General features: G+C 73.8%; 13 protein-coding genes. 9 read left to right on the top strand and 4 right to left on the bottom strand.

The window, feature by feature from the left end; translation table 11 throughout:
- Nucleotides 1–76 precede the first annotated feature (76 nt).
- A complete protein-coding gene (locus ACZ3YO_RS34600) occupies nucleotides 77–2,215 on the top strand; it encodes an amino acid adenylation domain-containing protein (protein ID WP_465577489.1) in 2,139 nt (712 codons plus the stop codon).
- Nucleotides 2,216–2,369: 154 nt separating this feature from the next.
- On the opposite strand, the gene ACZ3YO_RS34595 is transcribed toward ACZ3YO_RS34600, so the two are convergent.
- Both ACZ3YO_RS34595 and ACZ3YO_RS34590 read right to left on the bottom strand, forming a co-directional pair.
- On the bottom strand, nucleotides 2,370–3,716 hold the full coding sequence (locus ACZ3YO_RS34595) for a hypothetical protein (protein WP_465577486.1): 1,347 nt from the start codon (nucleotides 3,714–3,716) through the stop codon (nucleotides 2,370–2,372).
- A 171-nt stretch (nucleotides 3,717–3,887) separates the two neighbouring features.
- Nucleotides 3,888–4,289 (bottom strand): GNAT family N-acetyltransferase, encoded by a 402-nt coding sequence (locus tag ACZ3YO_RS34590; protein WP_465554751.1) that lies wholly within the window; start codon nucleotides 4,287–4,289, stop codon nucleotides 3,888–3,890.
- A gap of 156 nt (nucleotides 4,290–4,445) precedes the next feature.
- Here ACZ3YO_RS34590 and ACZ3YO_RS34585 point away from each other — a divergent pair, with 156 nt between their 5' ends.
- The 5 genes from ACZ3YO_RS34585 to ACZ3YO_RS34565 all read left to right on the top strand — a co-directional run bounded on the left by ACZ3YO_RS34585 (nucleotide 4,446) and on the right by ACZ3YO_RS34565 (nucleotide 10,166).
- Entirely contained in the window at nucleotides 4,446–6,038 is a 1,593-nt protein-coding gene (locus tag ACZ3YO_RS34585) for a M4 family metallopeptidase (protein ID WP_465577482.1), read from the top strand.
- A 381-nt stretch (nucleotides 6,039–6,419) separates the two neighbouring features.
- Nucleotides 6,420–7,034, top strand: coding sequence for a dihydrofolate reductase family protein (locus ACZ3YO_RS34580; RefSeq protein ID WP_465577479.1), 615 nt, complete (start codon nucleotides 6,420–6,422; stop codon nucleotides 7,032–7,034).
- Nucleotides 7,035–7,267: 233 nt separating this feature from the next.
- Nucleotides 7,268–7,831, top strand: coding sequence for a GNAT family N-acetyltransferase (locus ACZ3YO_RS34575; protein WP_465577476.1), 564 nt, complete (start codon nucleotides 7,268–7,270; stop codon nucleotides 7,829–7,831).
- Nucleotides 7,832–7,984: 153 nt separating this feature from the next.
- A complete protein-coding gene (locus ACZ3YO_RS34570; RefSeq protein WP_465577473.1) occupies nucleotides 7,985–8,578 on the top strand; it encodes a TetR/AcrR family transcriptional regulator in 594 nt (197 codons plus the stop codon).
- 223 nt (nucleotides 8,579–8,801) lie between these two features.
- Entirely contained in the window at nucleotides 8,802–10,166 is a 1,365-nt protein-coding gene (locus tag ACZ3YO_RS34565; protein WP_465577470.1) for an FAD-dependent oxidoreductase, read from the top strand.
- 133 nt (nucleotides 10,167–10,299) lie between these two features.
- Here the strand turns inward: ACZ3YO_RS34565 and ACZ3YO_RS34560 are convergent, their stop codons facing one another.
- On the bottom strand, nucleotides 10,300–10,755 hold the full coding sequence (locus ACZ3YO_RS34560; protein WP_465577468.1) for a hypothetical protein: 456 nt from the start codon (nucleotides 10,753–10,755) through the stop codon (nucleotides 10,300–10,302).
- Nucleotides 10,756–11,365: 610 nt separating this feature from the next.
- Here ACZ3YO_RS34560 and ACZ3YO_RS34555 point away from each other — a divergent pair.
- The 3 genes from ACZ3YO_RS34555 to ACZ3YO_RS34545 all read left to right on the top strand — a co-directional run bounded on the left by ACZ3YO_RS34555 (nucleotide 11,366) and on the right by ACZ3YO_RS34545 (nucleotide 16,632).
- The gene (locus ACZ3YO_RS34555; RefSeq protein ID WP_465577466.1) at nucleotides 11,366–13,423 is read left to right on the top strand and encodes an RICIN domain-containing protein; all 2,058 of its coding nucleotides are present in this window, start codon (nucleotides 11,366–11,368) and stop codon (nucleotides 13,421–13,423) included.
- 230 nt (nucleotides 13,424–13,653) lie between these two features.
- Complete coding sequence (locus tag ACZ3YO_RS34550; protein WP_465577463.1) at nucleotides 13,654–14,490, top strand: ATP-grasp domain-containing protein; 837 nt, start codon at nucleotides 13,654–13,656, stop codon at nucleotides 14,488–14,490.
- 336 nt (nucleotides 14,491–14,826) lie between these two features.
- Nucleotides 14,827–16,632 (top strand): alpha/beta fold hydrolase, encoded by a 1,806-nt coding sequence (locus tag ACZ3YO_RS34545; protein WP_465577460.1) that lies wholly within the window; start codon nucleotides 14,827–14,829, stop codon nucleotides 16,630–16,632.
- A 409-nt stretch (nucleotides 16,633–17,041) separates the two neighbouring features.
- On the opposite strand, the gene ACZ3YO_RS34540 is transcribed toward ACZ3YO_RS34545, so the two are convergent.
- Nucleotides 17,042–18,136, bottom strand: coding sequence for a serine hydrolase domain-containing protein (locus ACZ3YO_RS34540; RefSeq protein ID WP_465577457.1), 1,095 nt, complete (start codon nucleotides 18,134–18,136; stop codon nucleotides 17,042–17,044).
- Nucleotides 18,137–18,252: the final 116 nt, after the last annotated feature.

Here is an 18,252-nt window from a genome sequence, read left to right as displayed (position 1 = left end):
GGACGCCGAACCGGCGGGGCGGGACGCGAAGCCGGGGGCACAGGACGCCGGACCGACGAGGCCGGACACGAGGCCCGTGGCACAGGACGCAGAACCGACGGGGTGGGCGGGGACGCTGCACGGGCGGTTCGAGGAGCAGGCGCGGCGGTCGCCGGGCGCGGTCGCCGTCCGGTGCGGCGTCCGGGAGCTGACGTACGGTGAGCTGGACGCGCGGGCGGACCGGCTGGCCCGTCACCTGGTGGCGCAGGGCCTGGCGCCGGGCGGCCGGGCGGCGGTGGCGCTGGGCCGGGGCACCGAGGTGTTCGTCGCGCTGCTCGCGGTGCTGAAGGCGGGCGGCGCGTTCGTGCCGCTGGAGCCGGGCGCGCCCGATCCGCTGCTGCGCCATGTGCTGGCGGACGCCGATCCCGCGCTGCTCGTCACCGAGGAGGCCCACCGGGTACGGCTGACGGACACCAGCGGGCGGGCGGTGGTCTGCGTGGACTCGGCGGCGGAGGCGATAGCCGCCCTGCCCGCCGGCCCGCCGGAGGTGTCCACCGGGCCGGAGGACCTCGCCTGCGTCTTCTTCACCTCCGGCTCGACCGGTCTGCCCCGGGGCGCGCTGATCGAGCACCGCAACCTGCTGGCCGCCCACCGGGGCTGGCACGAGGTGTACGGGCTCTCCCCCGCCGACCGGATCCTGCAGACGGCGAGCCTGGAGTTCGACGTCTTCACCGCCGACTGGGTGCGCGCGCTCTGCACCGGCGCCACCCTCGTGGTCGCCCCGCGCAACCTCACCCTGGACCGCACCGCCGACATCGCCGATCTCCCGGCGCTGGTGGCCGCCGAGCGGATCACCGTGCTGGAGCTCAACGTCCGTACGGCGCGCCGGCTGCGCGACCACCTGGAGGCGACCGGCGGCTCGCTGCCGAGCGTTCGACTGCTGACCGTGGGGGCCGAGAAGTGGTACCTGGACGAGCAGCTGAGCCTCCAACGGCTGCTCGGCCGCGACGGGAGCACCGGCGGCTCCTGCGCGCGGGTGCTGAACGTGTACGGCCTCGCCGAGGCGTCCGTGGACAGCAGCTACTTCGACGCCGCCGGCTCGGCCGGCGGCGAGCTCAGCGAACGGGTCTCGCTGGTCGGCACCCCCTTCCCCGGCGCCCGCGTCCACGTGCTCGGCCCGGACGGCGCCCCGCTGCCGCGCGGGGAGGTCGGCGAGATCGCGGTGGCCGGCCCGGGCCTGGGCCGGGGCTATCTGAACCGGCCCGAGGAGACGGCGCGGCGCTTCGTCCGGGCGGTCTTCGACCCCGACGGTCGGGTGCTGCTGACCGGCGACCTCGGCCGGGTCCGCGAGGACGGCGTCCTGGAGTTCACCGCCCGGGCCGAGGGCGTGGTCGGTCCCACCGACTCCGTGCAGGCCGCCGACGTGGTCGAGCGGGTCACCCGGGCCGCGCGCGCCGAGGGCGTGCTGCGCGCCCACCCGGCGGTGCGGGAGGCCGCCGTCGCCGAGGTGGAGCCGGAGCCGGGGCGGCGCGTCGTGGTCGGGTACGCGGTGGCCTCGTCCGGGGCCGACGAGGTGGACGCCTGGTCGCTCTCCGCCTACCTGGCGAAGCAGCTGCCGGCCGGAGCGGCGCCGGTAGCGGTGGTGCCGCTGCCCGCACTCCCCCGCACCCGGGCGGGCAAGCGCGACCGTTCCGCCCTGCCGCTGCCGGCCCCGCGCCACTACTTCTCGTTCAGCGCGTCACGGGGCTCCAAGGGCGGCAAGAGCGGCGGCAAGGCGGGCGCCGGCCGGACGGGCGCGTCCGGCGACGGGTGCGGAACGGGTTGCGGCTGGGTCGTCCTCTCGCTGCTCTTCGCCGGGCTGGCCTGGCTGGTGACCGACGGTTTCTGGCCGGGCTCCACCGATGTCTCCGCGGTCCCCGACCCCTACGCCTTCTACTTCCGGATCCTCTACCTCTTCGAGTGGCTGTCGTTCGGCGTGGGCATGGCCTTCCTGTTCTTCGGCGCGCCGATCGTCTCCCGGTACGGACGGCCGCCGTGGCTCTCCGTCGCCACCACGTTCTCGATGTTCTGGCTGCTGGCCTCCTGGTGGCCGCAGGACAACCTGTACCGGACCAGCTCGCCGACGGACTGGCCGCAACAGTCGGTGCTGGTCTACCTGTTCAACATCGCGCTGATGGTCGCGGCGGCGATCGTGGTGCGCTTCCTCGCCTGGCGTCCGCGGCCCGAGCGGCGCTGATGGTCGCGGCGGCGATCGTGGTGCGCTTCCTCGCCTGGCGTCCGCGGCCCGAGCGGCGCTGATGCCCCCGGCGGTGCGGGCCTCCCGGGGGCCCGAGGCCCCCACCGCGGTGACGCCCGCACCGCCGTGACGCTCAGTCAGTAGCCAAGCCCTCTCAGCGCAGCGCCTCGAACATCCGGCCCAGGGCCTGGTTGGCCGCCCCGACCAGCGCCTGGGCCGCGTCCAGGGCCTCGACCGCACCCGGTGTCCCGGCACCGCGCGCGGCGAGCGCCAGACCGACGACCGGCTCCGGCTCGTAGCCCGCCGTGACGACCAGCGGCAGCAGGGTGACGCCGAGCGCGGCGCAGCGCGGACGCAGCCGGTCCAGGTGGTCGTGGAGCGCCTCCTGGGAGAGCCGGGCACCGAGCGGCATCCCGTCCAGGGTGCGGACCACGTGGCCGGGGCCGCGGACCCGGTCGAGCCGGGCCTGCAGCACGAAGGCGACCGCGGGCCCGGTCAGCCGCAGGTTGGTCTCGGTGGGGGCGAGCCGGCGCTCCCGGTCGGTGACGAAGTCGACGTCGTACCAGCCGCGGTGGCCCTCGGCGGCGAGGCGCTCGCCCACCGCGAGGCCGAACCGCCCGGCGGTCGCCGCCGCACCGGGCGGCACCACGCCCGGGCCGACCGTCACGCCCTGGTACCGGGTGCCGTCCACGTCCATCGCGCCGACACCGACCGGGTGGACCGTCCCGTCCTCGCCGATCACCGCGTCGAAGGTGAGGTCGCGCAGGTGCTCCGCCCGGCCACCGTCGATGTACTCCTCCAGCAGCAGCGCGCCGCCGGGCGGCAGCACCTCCTCCCGGGCCAGCCGGCGCAGCAGGGCCCGCGCGCCGCCGGCCGCGAACAGCTGCTGCGGGGTGACCACGACGGTGCCGTAGCCGCCGACGCCGTGCGGGCTCTTGACCACCGTGGTCAGGCCACGGCCGGCCCGGGCGGTGAGCCGGCGGGCGGTGCGGCGCGGGGAGTCCGGCTGCTCCTGGCGCGGCACGACGATCCCCGGATGCTCCGGGGCCAGTTCGGTGAAGAGCCCGTGTGCGGCCGCCTTGGACTCGTACCGCCGTACCGCGGCCAGGCCGGGCCCCTCCCCCTGTGCGGCCGTCCGCCCCCAGGGCACCACCGCCTCGGGGCCGTCCACGATCCGCGCCGCCAGCGCCGGCCGGGCGGCCAGGGCGCGGGCGATGGTCTCCCCGGGCGCGACCCCGCTGTACAGCTCGACCGGCCCCCACGCCAACTCCCGTGCCAGCCAGTCGATCCAGGCCGCCTCGACCTCCGCCGGCAGGACGACCAGCGCCGGCTCCGGGCTGTAGCAGGTGGCCATGCCCGCGTAGTGGTGCGCCTGCCGCAGCCGCCGCGCCCGCTGTTCCTCGCCCATGCCGGCCGCGAAGAACTGCTCGTTGAAATCGGCCACGTTGCCGAGGTGCACGGCCCGCCGGCCACCCGTCCAGGCCCCCACCCATCCGTCCATCCGGCGAGCCTACGGTCTGCCGGGCACGGGCGGGGTGCCAATGGGCGAGGCGTAGGTGTCCAGAGGGCGGCGGCCAACGGCGGGGGGCCTCCGGTAGGGCGTCCTCGGCCGGGGCGTCGGGGGGCGGGGACGTGCTCGGCCGGGGCGTCGGAGGCGCCCTCTGCGGGGGCGTCAGAGGCGGAAGAGGCCGGCGTCGGTGGTCCGGAAGCCGCAGGCGTCGAGGTAGTAGCCGCGGAGGTGTGGTTCGAAGTCGACGTGGAGCCACTCGCAGCCGGCGGCGCGGGCGCCGTCGACGGCGGCGGCGACCAGGCGGGTGCCGACGCCGGCGTGCCGGGCGGTGGTGGCGACGACGGTGTCGAGGAGGAAGGCGTGGGCGCCGCCGTCCCAGGCGACGTTGACGAAGCCGGTGAGCGGACCGCCGCCGGCGGGGCGGGCGCAGACCCAGCCGAGACTGTGGCGCTCCAGCCGGGAGCGCCAGTCGACGCTCACGGCCGGGTGACCGAAGCCTTCGGCGTGCAGGGCGCTGAGCTCGTCGTCGGTGAAGGCGTCGCGCCAGGTGTAGCGAATCGTCATGGGGCCGACCTCAAAAAAGTGTTCGCAGTCGATCAAATTTGATCAGTACAGGACACAACTTGGTCAAGATCTGACGCAATGTCTAGCCGAGGTTGGCTGCCCACCGTCAATCTCGGTCGCAGCTCTTTCCCTGCAGCTACCCCGACTGGAGTCAGAGTGAGCCCCACCTCCTCTCACCGCCGCCACCTCGCGGCCGGAGCCATAGCGGCCACCGCCGCTCTCGTCGCCGCCACCTTCCAGGCCGGCACGGCGTCCGCCGCCCCCACCGGCCGTGACGCGGCGATCGCCCAGGCCAGGGCCAACGTCGCCCACAACGCCGGAGTCTTCGGCTTCGGCGACGGCCAGGACCTTCAGGTCAAGGACGTCATCATCGACGCCGACGGCACCCAGCACGTCCGCTTCGACCGCACCTACCTCGGACTGCCCGTCGTCGGCGGCGACCTGGTGGTCCACCAGGACGCACGCGGCCGGCTCAAGGACTCCACCCGCGCGGCGGCCCACGACGCCTCGGTGAAGTCCACCGTCCCGAAGGTCCCGGCGCAGGCGAGCGCCGGCCAGGCGCTCCAGGCCGCGCCGACCATCGGCGCCGCCACCAGCTCGCCCGAGCTGGTCGTCTGGGCCGCCGACGGCACGCCCCGGCTCGCCTGGAAGACCACCGTCGCCGGCGTCGGCGAGCACGGCCAGCCGGCCGGCAAGGTCGTCGTCACCGACGCCACCACCGGCGAGCAGATCGAGTCCTACGACTCCGAGCACCAGGCCGCCGGCACCGGCCACTCCGAGTACACCGGTGACGTCACCATCGACACCACGCAGACGACCAGCGGCTTCTCGCTGATCGACCCGGTGCGCGGGACCATCACCAAGGACGCCCACAACGCGTCGTCCGGCTCGCTCAACGCGAACTCCGGGACGCTCTTCACCGACGCCGACAACGTCTGGGGCGACGGCAAGAAGTTCTCCACCGACCGCGCCACTGCGGCCGTCGACGCCCACGCCAACACCGCCTGGACGTACGACTACTACAAGAACACCTTCGGCCGCAGCGGCATCAAGAACGACGGCAAGGGCGCCACCGTCTTCGTCCACGTCGGCACCAACTGGGACAACGCCCAGTGGTCCGACAGCTGCTTCTGCATGATGACCGGCGACGGCGACGGCACCACCGACCCCGAGCAGGTCGACCTCGACACCATGGGCCACGAGATGACCCACGGCGTCACCAGCGCCACCGCCAACCTCCGTTACAGCGGCGAGTCCGGCGGCCTCAACGAGTCCACCAGCGACATCTTCGGAACGATGGTCGAGTGGTACGCCAACAACAAGGTGGACACCCCCGACTACCTGTTCAGCGACCAGTCCACCCCGCCGTGGCTGCGCCGGATGGACAAGCCCTCGCTGGACGGCCGGTCCGCCGACTGCTGGAGCCGCAAGGTCGGCCAGCTCGACGTGCACAACTCCTCGGGCGTCGGCAACCACTGGTTCTACCTGGCCAGTGAGGGCAGCGGCACCAAGACCATCAACGGCTACACCTACAACAGCCCCACCTGCAACAACTCGACGGTGACCGGCATCGGCAACCAGAAGGTCGCCAAGATCTGGTACCGCGCGCTGACCGTCTACATGACGTCCACCACGGACTACAAGGGCGCGCGCACCGCGTCCCTGAACGCCGCGAAGGACCTCTACGGTCTCAACAGCACCGAGTACAAGGCGGTCGCGGCCGCCTGGAGCGCCGTCTCGGTCGGCTGATCCTCCCTCCCGGCTGTGGGCCCGTCATCTCGGCGGGCCCACAGCCGTTTTCGCGCGACTCCGGAGGTCCGCACGACTCCGGAGGTCCGCACACACGCGGACGGGCAACGGAGGCGGACAACGCAGGCGAGACGGGGGGCCGGGAAACAGGCCGGGACACCGCGACGGGAGACGGGCCGGAGACTGGCCGGGGAGGGGCCGGGAGCAGGACCGGTGAAGGGCCGGGGAGGGGCCGGGAGCAGGACCGGTGAAGGGCCGGGGCAGGACCGGACGGGCTCCGGCGCGGCGGGCGCGGCCGGGACGGCGGAGTCTGGGAGATTGGGGCCGGGGTGGAACCCGAGGGGGGAGCAACCCGCAACCGGCCCGACAGGGAGACGTCCGATGGCCAAGCTCACCCTCACCACCTTCCTCACGCTGGACGGCGTGATGCAGGCACCCGGCGGCCCCGAGGAGGACCCGGGCGAGGGCTTCCCGTACGGCGGTTGGCTGGTTCCCTTCGCCGACGACGACATGAACCGCTTCATGACCGGGGTCCTCGGCCGGGCCGGGGCGCTGCTGCTCGGCCGGCGCACGTACGACCTCTTCGCCGCCTACTGGCCGAAGATGACCGACCCGACCGCCGAACGGCTCAACACCCTGCCCAAGTACGTCGCCTCCCGCACGCTGACCGACCCGCAGTGGGCGCACAGCCAGGTGCTCGCCGGCGCCACAGCGGCCGAGGTCACCGCGCTCAAGGAACGGCTGCCGGACGCACCCGACGGCGAACTGCAGATCCACGGCAGCGGCGCCCTGGCGCGGTCGCTGATGGCCCATGACCTGATCGACGAATACAACCTGCTGGTGTACCCGGTGGTCCTGGGCCGCGGCCGGCGGCTCTTCCCGGAGGACGGGCTACCGACCTCCTTCCGGCTGGCCGGCTCAGTCACCACCGGCAGCGGCATCGCCATCCACACGTACCGTCCGACGGGGCGGGCGACCTTCGGCTCCTTCTCCTAGGAGCAGTAACGCGGGTGCGGTACGGGCCGGGTGGCCCGGGCCCGGGCCACCGCGATCGTGCCGTCCATGGCTCCCTCTCCGTTCCATCTCCACGCGGAACAAGGGCACTTGGCGCACCGCAGGCGGCTCACCCGCCCACCGGTTCACCGGTGCTCCGGCGACGGACCCGCGCCGGCCGCCCCGTGAGAAGATCGCCCGGCGGCGTGTGCCGCCCCCGATCCCGGAAGGTGACCATGTACGCGATGACGCTGGGCGAGGACGGCGCGGTGCTGGGCCCGCTGGAGCCGTGGCAGGCCGAGGAGTTCCTGGCTCACGTGGACCGGGGGCGGGAGTTCATCGGACGGTTCAACGGCCTGCCCGACGCCGTCACGGACGTGGAGTCGAGCCGGGCGTTCCTCCAGGCGTACGCGGAGAAGACCGCCGCCGACAGCGGGCGGCTCTTCGGTATCCGGACGGCCGAGGGCCTGCTGGTCGGCGCGGTGCTGTTCCGGCGGTTCGAGGTCGGGCAGGGCATCGCCGAGGCGGGCTGCTGGCTGGAGCCGGCGGCCGCGGGCAAGGGTCTGGTGACCAGGGCCGTGCGCGCGATCATCGACTGGGCCGTCGAGGAGCGCGGCATCCACCGCGTGGAGTGGTGGGTCTCGGCGGGGAACGAGCCCAGCATCGCCGTCGCCCGCCGGCTCGGGATGACGAGGGAGGCCGTGCTCCGGGAGAGCTACCTGTACCGGGGGGTGCGGCACGACGAGGAGATCTGGTCGGTGCTGGCCCCGGAGTGGCGGACGGCCAAGCAGGCGGCCTGAGCCCTGCCGCCGGACGGACGGGCGCGCTGGCGGAGGGCGCACTGGCGGAGGGCGGACCAGAGGACAACGGCGGCGGACGACGAACGCCGGACGACGGACGACGGCGTTCTCACCTGGTCGACAGGAATATGCAGACCGGTCTACTGTTTCCGCATGGGAGTCAAGGGTGAGGAGACCCGCGCCCGGCTGATCGCCGGGACGCGCAGTCTGATCGAGGCGCAGGGCTACTTCGGCACCGGCCTGAACCAGATCGTGGCGGAGAGCGGCGCACCGCGCGGCTCGCTCTATTTCCACTTCCCCGAGGGCAAGGACCAGTTGGTCGCCGCCGCCCTGCGCCAGGCCGGCCGGGAGATCGAGGAGCTCCTCAAGGCCCTGGCCCGCAAGGACGCGGACGCCGCCGCGATCGTCGGACAGCTCACCGAGGTCTTCACCACCCGCCTGGAGGAGTCCGGCTACACCAAGGGCTGCCCCATCGCCACCGTCGGCCTGGAGGTGGCCGGCGCCAACGAGGCGCTGCGCACCGTTTGCGCCGAGGTCTACGCGAGCTGGCAGGCCGTCCTCACCGAACGCCTGACGTCCGAGGGCTTCGACCAGGCCGAGGCGGAGACCGCATCCGGCCAGGCCCTCGCCCTGCTGGAGGGCGCGGTCCTGCTCGCCCGCGTCCGCCGCTCCCGCCACCCCCTGGAGGACGCCCGCCACGCCGTCCGCCACCTCCTCGTCGTACGGGCCGGCCGGGCGCAGCGCTGACGCTCGGCGTCGGTACGCGACAGCGACGGTCGTGCGCGACGTCGAGCGTGCGCCCGGCGGGCGGGCGAGTCATAGGTGTGCTCTATGGGGCCATAGGCCCCAGGCGGCTACAGCCGCGGGTGGGGAGCGGGTTTGCTTCAGACACCCGACCTCCCGCCCCCTCGCCCCCGCCGCCTGTCTGCTCGCCGTCCGTCTGCCCGTCTGCCCGGAGGAACGCCCCGACATGTCCCGCCCGATCCGTATCGCGATCGTCGGAGCCGGCCCCGCCGGCATCTACGCCGCAGACGCCCTGCTGAAGTCCGACGCCGCCCTGGAGCCCGGGGTCTCGATCGACCTGTTCGAGCGGATGCCCGCCCCGTTCGGGCTGATCCGCTACGGCGTGGCGCCCGACCATCCGCGGATCAAGGGCATCGTCACCGCACTCCACCAGGTGCTGGACAAGCCACAGATCCGCCTCTTCGGCAACATCGACTACCCCGGGGACCTCGGCCTCGACGACCTCCACCGCTTCTACGACGCCACCGTCTTCGCCACCGGCGCGACGGCCGACCGTGCGCTCGACATGCCGGGCGTCGGCCTGGACGGCTCGTACGGCGCCGCCGACTTCGTCTCCTGGTACGACGGACACCCGGACGTCCCCCGTACCTGGCCGCTGGAGGCCGAGAAGGTCGCCGTGCTCGGCGCGGGCAACGTCGCCCTGGACGTCGCCCGGATCCTAGCCAAGACCGCCGACGAGCTGCTGTCCACCGAGATCCCCCCGAACGTCCACGCCGGGCTCCGGCGGAACAAGGCGCTGGAGGTGCACGTCTTCGGCCGCCGCGGGCCGGCCCAGGCCAAGTTCAGCCCGATGGAGCTGCGCGAACTCGACCACTCACCCACCATCGAGGTGATCGTCGCCCCCGAGGACATCGAGTACGACGACGGGTCGATCGCCGAGCGCCGGGGCGCGAAGCACGTCGACATGGTCGCGTCGACGCTCGAGAACTGGGCGATCCGCGATGTCGGCGACCGGCCCCACCGGATCCACCTGCACTTCTTCGAGTCCCCGGTCGAGGTGATCGGCGCGGACGGCCGGGTGAGCGGCCTGCGCACGGAGCGCACCGAACTCGACGGCACCGGCAACGTCCGGGGCACCGGCCGCTTCACCGACTGGGACGTGCAGGCCGTCTACCGGGCGATCGGCTACTACTCCGACGAACTGCCCAAGCTGCCCTTCGACCCCGTCTCGGGCACCGTCCCCAACGAGGCCGGCCGCGTCCTGGCCGGCGACGGCTCGCACCAGGCCGCCACCTACGTCACGGGCTGGATCAAGCGCGGCCCGGTCGGCCTGATCGGCCACACCAAGGGCGACGCCAACGAGACCGTCGCCTGCCTGCTCGCCGACCACACCGCCGGACGGCTGCCGGGCGCCGCCGCGCCGGACCCGGAGGCCGTCGTCACCCACCTGCGCGAGCGGGGCGTCCGCTACACGACGTGGGACGGCTGGCAGCGGCTCGACGCCCACGAGCGGGCGCTCGGCGAGGCGCAGGGGCGGGAGCGGGTCAAGGTGGTGGAGCGCGAGGAGATGCTCCGCAACAGCGGCGCCTGAGAGGTCTCCGGCAGAGGAACCCCCTGGCTGCCCCCGCCGGACACGCGCCGGACCGGCTCGGGGCACCGTACAGGTGCGTCGCTCCCGGCCCGGCCCAGGGTCGGGAGCGACGCACCGGCCGACCGGTCCCGGCTCAGTGCCAGGCGGTCGTCTTGCACTTGCTGAACGGGTCCCCATGTTTCTTGAGACCGGCCCTGATCTTGGCACCGTCCGGCCAGTAGAACATGTTGCCGAAGTTCGACCCCTCGATGTCGGTCACCTCGAAGTAGCCGACCAGCGTCCAGCTCTTCCCTCCGTCGTAGGAGCGGTCGATCCAGGCGTCGTACCGGCCGCAGACACTGCCGACGGTGAGCCGGCCCCACGCGTACCAGGAACCGTTGTTCTTGCCGGACCGGAGTTCGACCGTCGAGCAGCCGAGGCTCGTCCGGTCATCGGTGTCCTTCTTGTCCCAACTGGCCTTCCCCGGATCGAAGTCGTCGCACTGGTAGCCCGATCCGCACGGCAGCGGCGTGGCCGCGGAGGCGACCCCCGCGAACGGCAGGAGAACCATTGCGACAGCGGTCGCGACAACGGCAGTCTTCTTCGACACCCGTACACTCCTGTTCCTCGGTCGGACCGTGCCTGACCGGCCTTCACCCGGAGTGATGCTCACGGACGCCACCCCCGCGTCGCACCACCGTGGCAGTCCCACGGGTGACGGCCGTGCCGCCGGTGAGACTCCACGCGGTGTCGGTGCACCCGTTGCCGCCGACGCCGGGGAAGACTCCTCCGGCCGTCGCCGGCTCGAACCGGTTGCGCATCTCGTTCCTCTTTCCTGTCGCTGCTGAGGACTTACCGGCACTGAGGACTCGCCGGCACTGCGGGCCCGCCGGTACCGAGGACTTGCCGGTGCTGCGGACTCGGCGGTGCTGAGGGCTTCCGCGCCATCCGCCCGCAGCGCTCCCGACGCCTGCGAGGAGGGGCTACTCCCGCCGAGCACGGCCCCGGTCGCGCGGCGCGAGTCGTGCGTCAGGAGTCCGCCGGGCGCAGCGGTGACCGGGGCGCCTCCCCGACTTCCCGGGAGGCCGGCAAGTTGTCCGAAGAACCGGTGGAGACTCCAGAGTGCGACCTGTTTTGATTGTCCATCTACAAGAATCCGCCGGCGCTCAGGTGAGCGACGGACAATCCGGTTTGGCCGCGGACAAGGCAGGGGGCACGGGGTGGTTGGTGCTGGACGCCCGCAGGGGCGGCTCAAGGGAGAGACCGAACAGGCGGACGCCCTGGCCCGGTTCGTGCGGGAGGTGACCGCGGGGATCACCGTCCGCAAGCTCGCGCAGCGCTACCCGGCCGGCAGGACCAGCTGGAGCGAGTACCGCTCTGCGGAGAAGGACATCCCGTGGCACCTGCTCCAGCGGCTGATACACGACCACCGGGCGGACCCGGGGGCCCGGGCGGTGTTGCTGGCACGCGCCGCGCACCTGCACGAACAGGCCGCCCGGGCGGCCGAGGGGCTCCGTCCGCCCGCCGCGGAACGCTCGGCCGCGCAGCAGGCACTGGACCGGGCCCGGCAGGCACAACGGCAGGCCGAGGCGGGCGTCGCGGAGTCGGAGGAACTGATCCGGGTGCTGGTGGCGATCGTGGCCGAGTTACGGGGTGAACTGGGCGCCGGTGCCACGGACGAGGCGGGCCCCGCGTCCCCGACCCTGAACGACGGAGAGCCGGCGGAGCTGCGGCGGGCCCGGCTGCGGGAGGCGACGCGTTGCCTCGCCGAGGTGCGGCGGATCAGGGAGACCGCGCGCGAGGTGCAGCGGACGGCCGAGCGGGAACAGGACGCCGTAGGTCTCCTGGTCGACCGGACGCGGACGCAGGCCCTGGCGAGCGGCGACCGGCAGCCGCCGGGAGCCGGGGCGGCCGTCGTCAGGACGCCGGGGGCCGGGACGACCGGCAGCGTACCGGCCGGAGCCGAACAGACGACCGGGACCGTGCCGGCCGGGATCGAACCGACGACCGGCATCGAACCGGCCGGGAGCATTCCGACCGGGACCGGCGAGGTGGCAGCACACCTCCCGGTGCTGCGGCGCCTGGAAACCGACCTGGTCAGGGTGCGGGAGGCCCTGGCCGACCGCTGCCGGGACGTGATGCGGATGGCCCCCGCCTGTGCCGGCCCGAGGATTGTCCGCGGCGAGCTGGTCCGGGCCCCGGACAACCGCCTGACCGGTCCGTTCGTGCTGGGCCGAGCGACGGTCGGCCCCCCGCGCGGCGGGGGCCCCGGCCCACGGCGCCGCCGAACGGCCCGCAGCGGCGCAGCCATGGGCGCGGCTGGGGCGGCACTGGCCGCAGTGCTGCTCCTGACCGGGGTACTGGTGGGCATGCGCGTCGGCGTGGACGCTCCGGCCCGCTTCGACTCGGCCCCCCAGGCAGCCGGGGCCCGGGTGGGGCCCGCAGCCGGTGCGACGACCGCCGGCCCCTCCTCGGCAACGGCAGACGGCAGTCCTCCACCGGCTCCGGGAGCGGCGCCGGTCACCCCCTCGCCCTCTCCCCCGCCGAGCGGCACAGCCCCTCGAACCGAAGCGGCTGCCACCGCACCGGCGGCTCAAGCCCCCGCACTCCCTGCCCCGGCGGCTCCCGCACCCGCCACCCCCGCACCCGCCGCCCCGGCGCCGGGGGGTACGGCGGCTCCGACCCCAGCCCCCGGCACCCTGCCTGCACCCGCCGCCCCCTCGGCACCGAACGCGAGCGGCGGGCCCGTACCGCCGCCGGCGTCCGCCACCTCCGTACCGAAACCGGGCGCGGAGCCCTCGATGCCCGGCCGCCTCGGCGGCACCCCGGCCGTCCCGCCACCGGTGCCGGTGGCGATCAAGAACGGCAACAGCTCGCAGTGCATGGCCACAGCCGGCGGCACCAGGGAGGAGGGCCGGGAGGTCCAGCAGTACCCCTGCGGGGACTACCCCGACCACTTCTGGGAAGCCCAGAAGTCCTACACCGACGCCGAGGGGGAGACCTACTACCGGATCGTCAGCTACAACAGCGCACTGTGCCTCTCCGTCCGGGACTCCAGCACCGAAGCCGCCGCCCCCGTCATCCAGTCCACGTGCAGGAACAGCCCCGGGCAGTCCTGGAAGATCGAGAAGTGGCCGAACGGCCTCCGCTTCGTCAACGACAACAGCCACCAGTGCCTCGCCGTCTCCTACCGCAGCAGCGCCCCGCAGGCTCCCCTGATGCAGTACCCGTGCGGGGACTACCCGGACCACTACTGGAACTACGGCCCCCGCCGGTGACCGGGCGGCCTCCACCGGGGGCCCCGTGACGACGACGGCGACCCCGACGACGGCGACCGCCCCGACGACGGCGAGCCCTACGACGACGGCGGCCCACCACCCCGAGCCTGCCCCGGCCCCTCCGGCCTGCTGCCGGGCACCGCCACCGTCCGCCTCCGGCACCAGGTGCCGGGTCGGGCGCGCCGCCCCCGCTGGGTAGGCTGGCGGGCCCCGCCCCGAGGAGATGCGCCATGCCCGCCCGCCCGAGCGTCCTGTTCGTGACCGATCTCGCCTACCCGGCCCGCGGGCGGCGCTACGGCGACGAGGACATCCTCCTGACCTCCCGCCTGCGCGACGACTTCGACCTCGCCCTCTGCCACCCCCTCGACGCCGCCGCGCTGATGGACGCCTTCGACGCGGTCGTGGTCCGCAACAGCGGTCCCGTGCTGCACTACCAGAAGGAGTACGACGCCTTTCGGGACCGCGCCAGGGCCCTCGGCACCCGGGTCTACAACCCGTTGTCCGGGCGCGGCGACATGGCCGGCAAGCAGTACCTGCTGGACCTCACCGCCACCGGACACCCGGTCATCCCCACCATCGACCGGCCCCAGGACCTGCACCTGCTGCCCGAGGCCGCGCAGTACGCCGTCAAGCCGAAGGCCGGCGCGGACTCCATCGGCCTTTCCTTCATACCCCCGGACCAGCTGAGCGGCCTCGCCTACGGCCACATCCTCGTCCAGCCGCGCATCGACTTCCGCTACGAGGTGTCGTTCTACTACGTCGACGACGCCTTCCAGTACGCCCTCCACGCTCCCGACCCCGACCGGCGCTGGGCCCTCGAACCCTACGAGGCCACCGACGCCGACCTCGCCTTCGCCCGCCGCTTCATCGAGTGGAACACCCTCGACCACGGCATCCAGCGTGTGGACGCCTGCCGCACGCAGGAGGGCGAACTGCTCCTGGTCGAGCTGGAGGACCTCAACCCCTACCTGTCCCTGGACCTGGTCACCGAGCAGACCCGCGACGCCTTCGTGGCCGCGATGACGGACTCGCTCCGCCGGTTCCTTGAGGACCCGCGCCCCGCCTGACGCCACACGCGCCGCGGGCCACGTCGGCGCAGCGCCGCCCACCACTTCGCCGGACGATCTCGCGGCCCCTGCAGGACCACCGCCCCTGCAGGATCGCCGTCCCCACTTCCTCCGGGCTCCCCGGCAGCGGTATGTTCACCTGCGTACGCCGTTGCTCCCCTTGGCCCCTCAGGCCGGGGGCATGTCGTCGCGCAAAAAATATGCAGACCGGTCTACAGAAACTCGGGCCAGGGCACGACACAACGCCCACGCCCGCAGGCCCCGCCCTCTCAGCGCCAAAAAATATGCAGACCGGTCTACATAAGTGGACCGGTCTACAGAAAAGGAACCCTGCCCATGAACGTCCGAGCCGCCGCCACCGCCTCCACCACAGCCACAGCCGCCACCACCTCCACCACCCCCACGTCCACATCCGGATCCTCATCCGCGCCCACCCCGGCTCCCCTCCCCCCGCGCACCCTCGTCCTCGGCGCCACCGGGTTCCTCGGCCGCTGGCTCGTCCTCGAACTCCTCGGACGGGGCGAGCCGGTGGCCGCCGCCGTCCGGGGCGGGCGCGGAACCGCACGGGACCAGGAGCTGCGCAGCTGGCTTCACGAGCACGGCGCCGACGCCGACGCCCTGACCACCGTCGCCGCCGACCTCACCCGGCCCGGCCTCGGCCTGTCGCCCGAGGACGACGCCCGGCTCACACACGTCCGCGACGTGCACAACCTCGCCGCCCTCTACCGCTTCGGCCTCTCCCGGGCCGAGGCACACGCCGCCAACGTGGACGGGGCACTGCACGCCCTGGACTGGGCCGCCGGCCTCCCCGGCCTCCGGCGGCTGGTCCACCTCTCCGGCTACCGGGTCGGCCGGGACGCCGCACCGCGCCATCCGCTGCCCGCCGCCGAAGCCGACGCGCTCTACGCCAGGCTCGGCGCGTACGAGGCGTCCAAGCAGCTGGGCGACGCCGCCGTCCGCGTCACCGCCGCCCGGCTCGGCGTACCGATCACCACGGTGAACCCGAGCAGCGTGATCGGGCACTCGGTCACCGGCGAGACCGGGCAGTACATCGGCCCGGCCGAGCTGGTGCGCCAACTCTGGCACGGGCGGCTGCCGTTGCTGCCGGGATCAGCGCGCACGTTCCTGCCGGTGGTCGCGGTCGACCACCTGGCCCGGTTCCTCGCGGCCGTCCCCGAGCACGACGCCGGCCCGGCCCACGCGCACACCGTCCTCGACCCCGAGACCCCGCCCCTGCCGGAGCTGATCGCGCTGCTGGCCGAGCACCTCGGCGTGCCCGCGCCCCGGCGGCTCGTCCCGGTCGGCCTGGTCCGCCGACTGCCCCGCGTACTGACCGGCGCCGACCCCGAGACGCTCACCTTCCTCTCCGAGGACACCTACGACACCGCCTCCGCCGACCGGCTCGCCCACGCGGCCGGTCTCCAACACCCGCCGGTCGCCGAGCTGTTGCGCCGCTGGGCCACCCGGCTGGTCGCCGACGGTTTCGGATCCTCGCCGCAGGGCGCGGCGCTCCCGGGCGCATTCGCAGACGTCGCCGGCTCCCGCAGCTACGTCGCCGGGGACGTCGAGGCTCTCCGCTACGTCCTGCTGCACGGGCCGGGCGAGGACGCCGACGCCTGGCGCGAGGTGGTCGCCCGGCTGAGCGCACCCGCACTGGCGGCCGACCTGCCCGGCCTCGGCCGCTCCTCCCCCGCATCCGTCCCGGACGACCACTGGCTGGCCGACCTGCTGGCGCCCGTCCGCTCACGCCCCGTCCTGGTCGCCCACGCGGCCTCCGCCACCACGGCCTTGCGCTACGCGGCCGCCCACCCGCGCACCGTGGCCGGGGTCGTCCTGGTCGAAACCCCGTTCCTCCGGTCGCGCACCGGCCGGCCGACCACCCCTTCGGCGTCGCACCCGTCCCATCGCCCCGGCGCCGCCAGGCGCGCCGCCCGCAGGCTCCGCGAGGCGGGGCGCCCGGCCGGACGGGCCGAGGTGGCCGCCCTGATCCGGGCATGCCCGGTGCCGGTCCACGTGATCCCGGGCGTCCCGCGCAGTGCCGCGTCGCGGACCACGGCCGGGCCCGGGCCCGCCGACTCCCGCCCGCTCCGCTACGACGCCGGACTCGCGGACGGCATCGACACCTCCACTGCGGGCTGGTGATGCTCGAAGGCGTTCCGAGGGGGGACCCGTGGGGTGAACCGGCGGGCCGGTCGGCGCGGGCACGGCCGGTCGGTTCGCCCGCTCCGAACCGGCCTGTCCCGGCCGCCTGACCGCCCGTTACCGCCCGTGGCCGCCGGGCGCTTCCCTGGGACCACCCCTGCCGACCGCCCGCCCACCGCCCGCGCCTCTTCCACCCTCTTCCGCCCGGGAGCGACGGAGGTGCGAGCCACCAGGAGCTGCCGGGGTGGCGGGTCTGCGGTCAGCGGGTCGTGGTCAACGGGTCGTGGTCAGCGGGCAGCGGTCGGCGGGGTGGGTACGCGCACTGCCTCCGCCAGCCGGAGCACCTCAACGGCGCGGGGACGGTGGGAATCGAGGAGCACGCGGGCGTCGGGCGGGCCGGGGGTGAGGATCAGCCGAAGTCGGGGATCGGGTGGTCCGGGGCGAGGGCGGCCGCGATCCGCTGGGCGATCGTGTGGGCGCTGTGGCCACCCGGGGCCTTGGGGCCGTCGGTGGTCGAGACGGCGATGGCCAGGTGCTCGCACGGGAGGTAGTCCTGGGAGGCGGAGTAACCGAAGAACAACGGGTGCTGGGAGACCCAGTCGTTCAGGACGAGCAGGCCCATTCCGTAGTGGGTGGCCTCGGTCTGCGCGATGCAGACCGTCTCCGGGCATCTGTCGGTCGGGTGGCCCAGGCCCACCGTCCCCGGGTTCAGCAGCTCCCGGTAGGCGGCCGGGGAGAGCAGCTCGCCCGAGCCGATGCCGACGGCCGAGCGGGCCAGGTCGCAGATGTCGGTGGTCTGCACAGCGCCGGGGGGGGTGGTCCACGAGGGGTTCCAGAAGGTGGACTCCTCGTACCTCCCGCGGTCGGCGGTGAAGGCGTGCAGGACGGGCGTGGGGATGTCGGGCGTGAAGCTGTTGCGGGTCTCGCTCAGTCCGAGCGGCCCCATGACCGTCTGCTGGAGCAGGACGTCCAGCGGGATCCCGGTGATCTTTGCCAGGGCGGCACCGAGCAGGACGAAGTTGGCGTGCGAGTAGCTCCAGTTGGTGCCGGGCTCGTACCACAGCTGCTCGCCGGTGGAGATGGCCACCAGCTCCTCCGCCGTCCACTGGCGGAACGGGTCCGCGTAGACGGCGTCGGAGAACCCCGGGGTGGTGACGTAGTCGACGAGACCGGAGGTGGAGGCGGCGAGCATGCGCAGGGTGATCCGGTCGCCCTCGCCGTGCGGGAGGCCGGGCAGCCAACGCGACACGGGGTCGTCGAGGCCGACTCTGCCCTCGTCGACCAGCCGCAGCAGTGCCGTGCCCATGTAGCTGATCGCCACGTTGCCGTTCCGGAAGTGCATCGCGGGGTCGGCCGGGACCCCCGTCATCGACTCGCCGAGCGCGGTCGTGACGACCTCGCGACCACCGACGGTGACCCGCAGGATGACGGACTTGAGGTCCAGCTCCGCGGCCGGTTCCAGCGGCGCACTTCGACCGCAACTGCAGCGGGACCCGCGTCTCATGGTCGCGCCTTGCCCGCCGGGCAGATCGCTCGACAGCGCCCGACGAAGACCAAGGGTGGCAGACGGGAACGGTCTTGAGTAGTACGGGTACGGCGGTCACCGGAGGCAGCCACCGA

The organism is Kitasatospora sp. NPDC022785, assembly GCF_055561295.1.
This window is presented reverse-complemented; position numbering and strand designations above follow the sequence as displayed.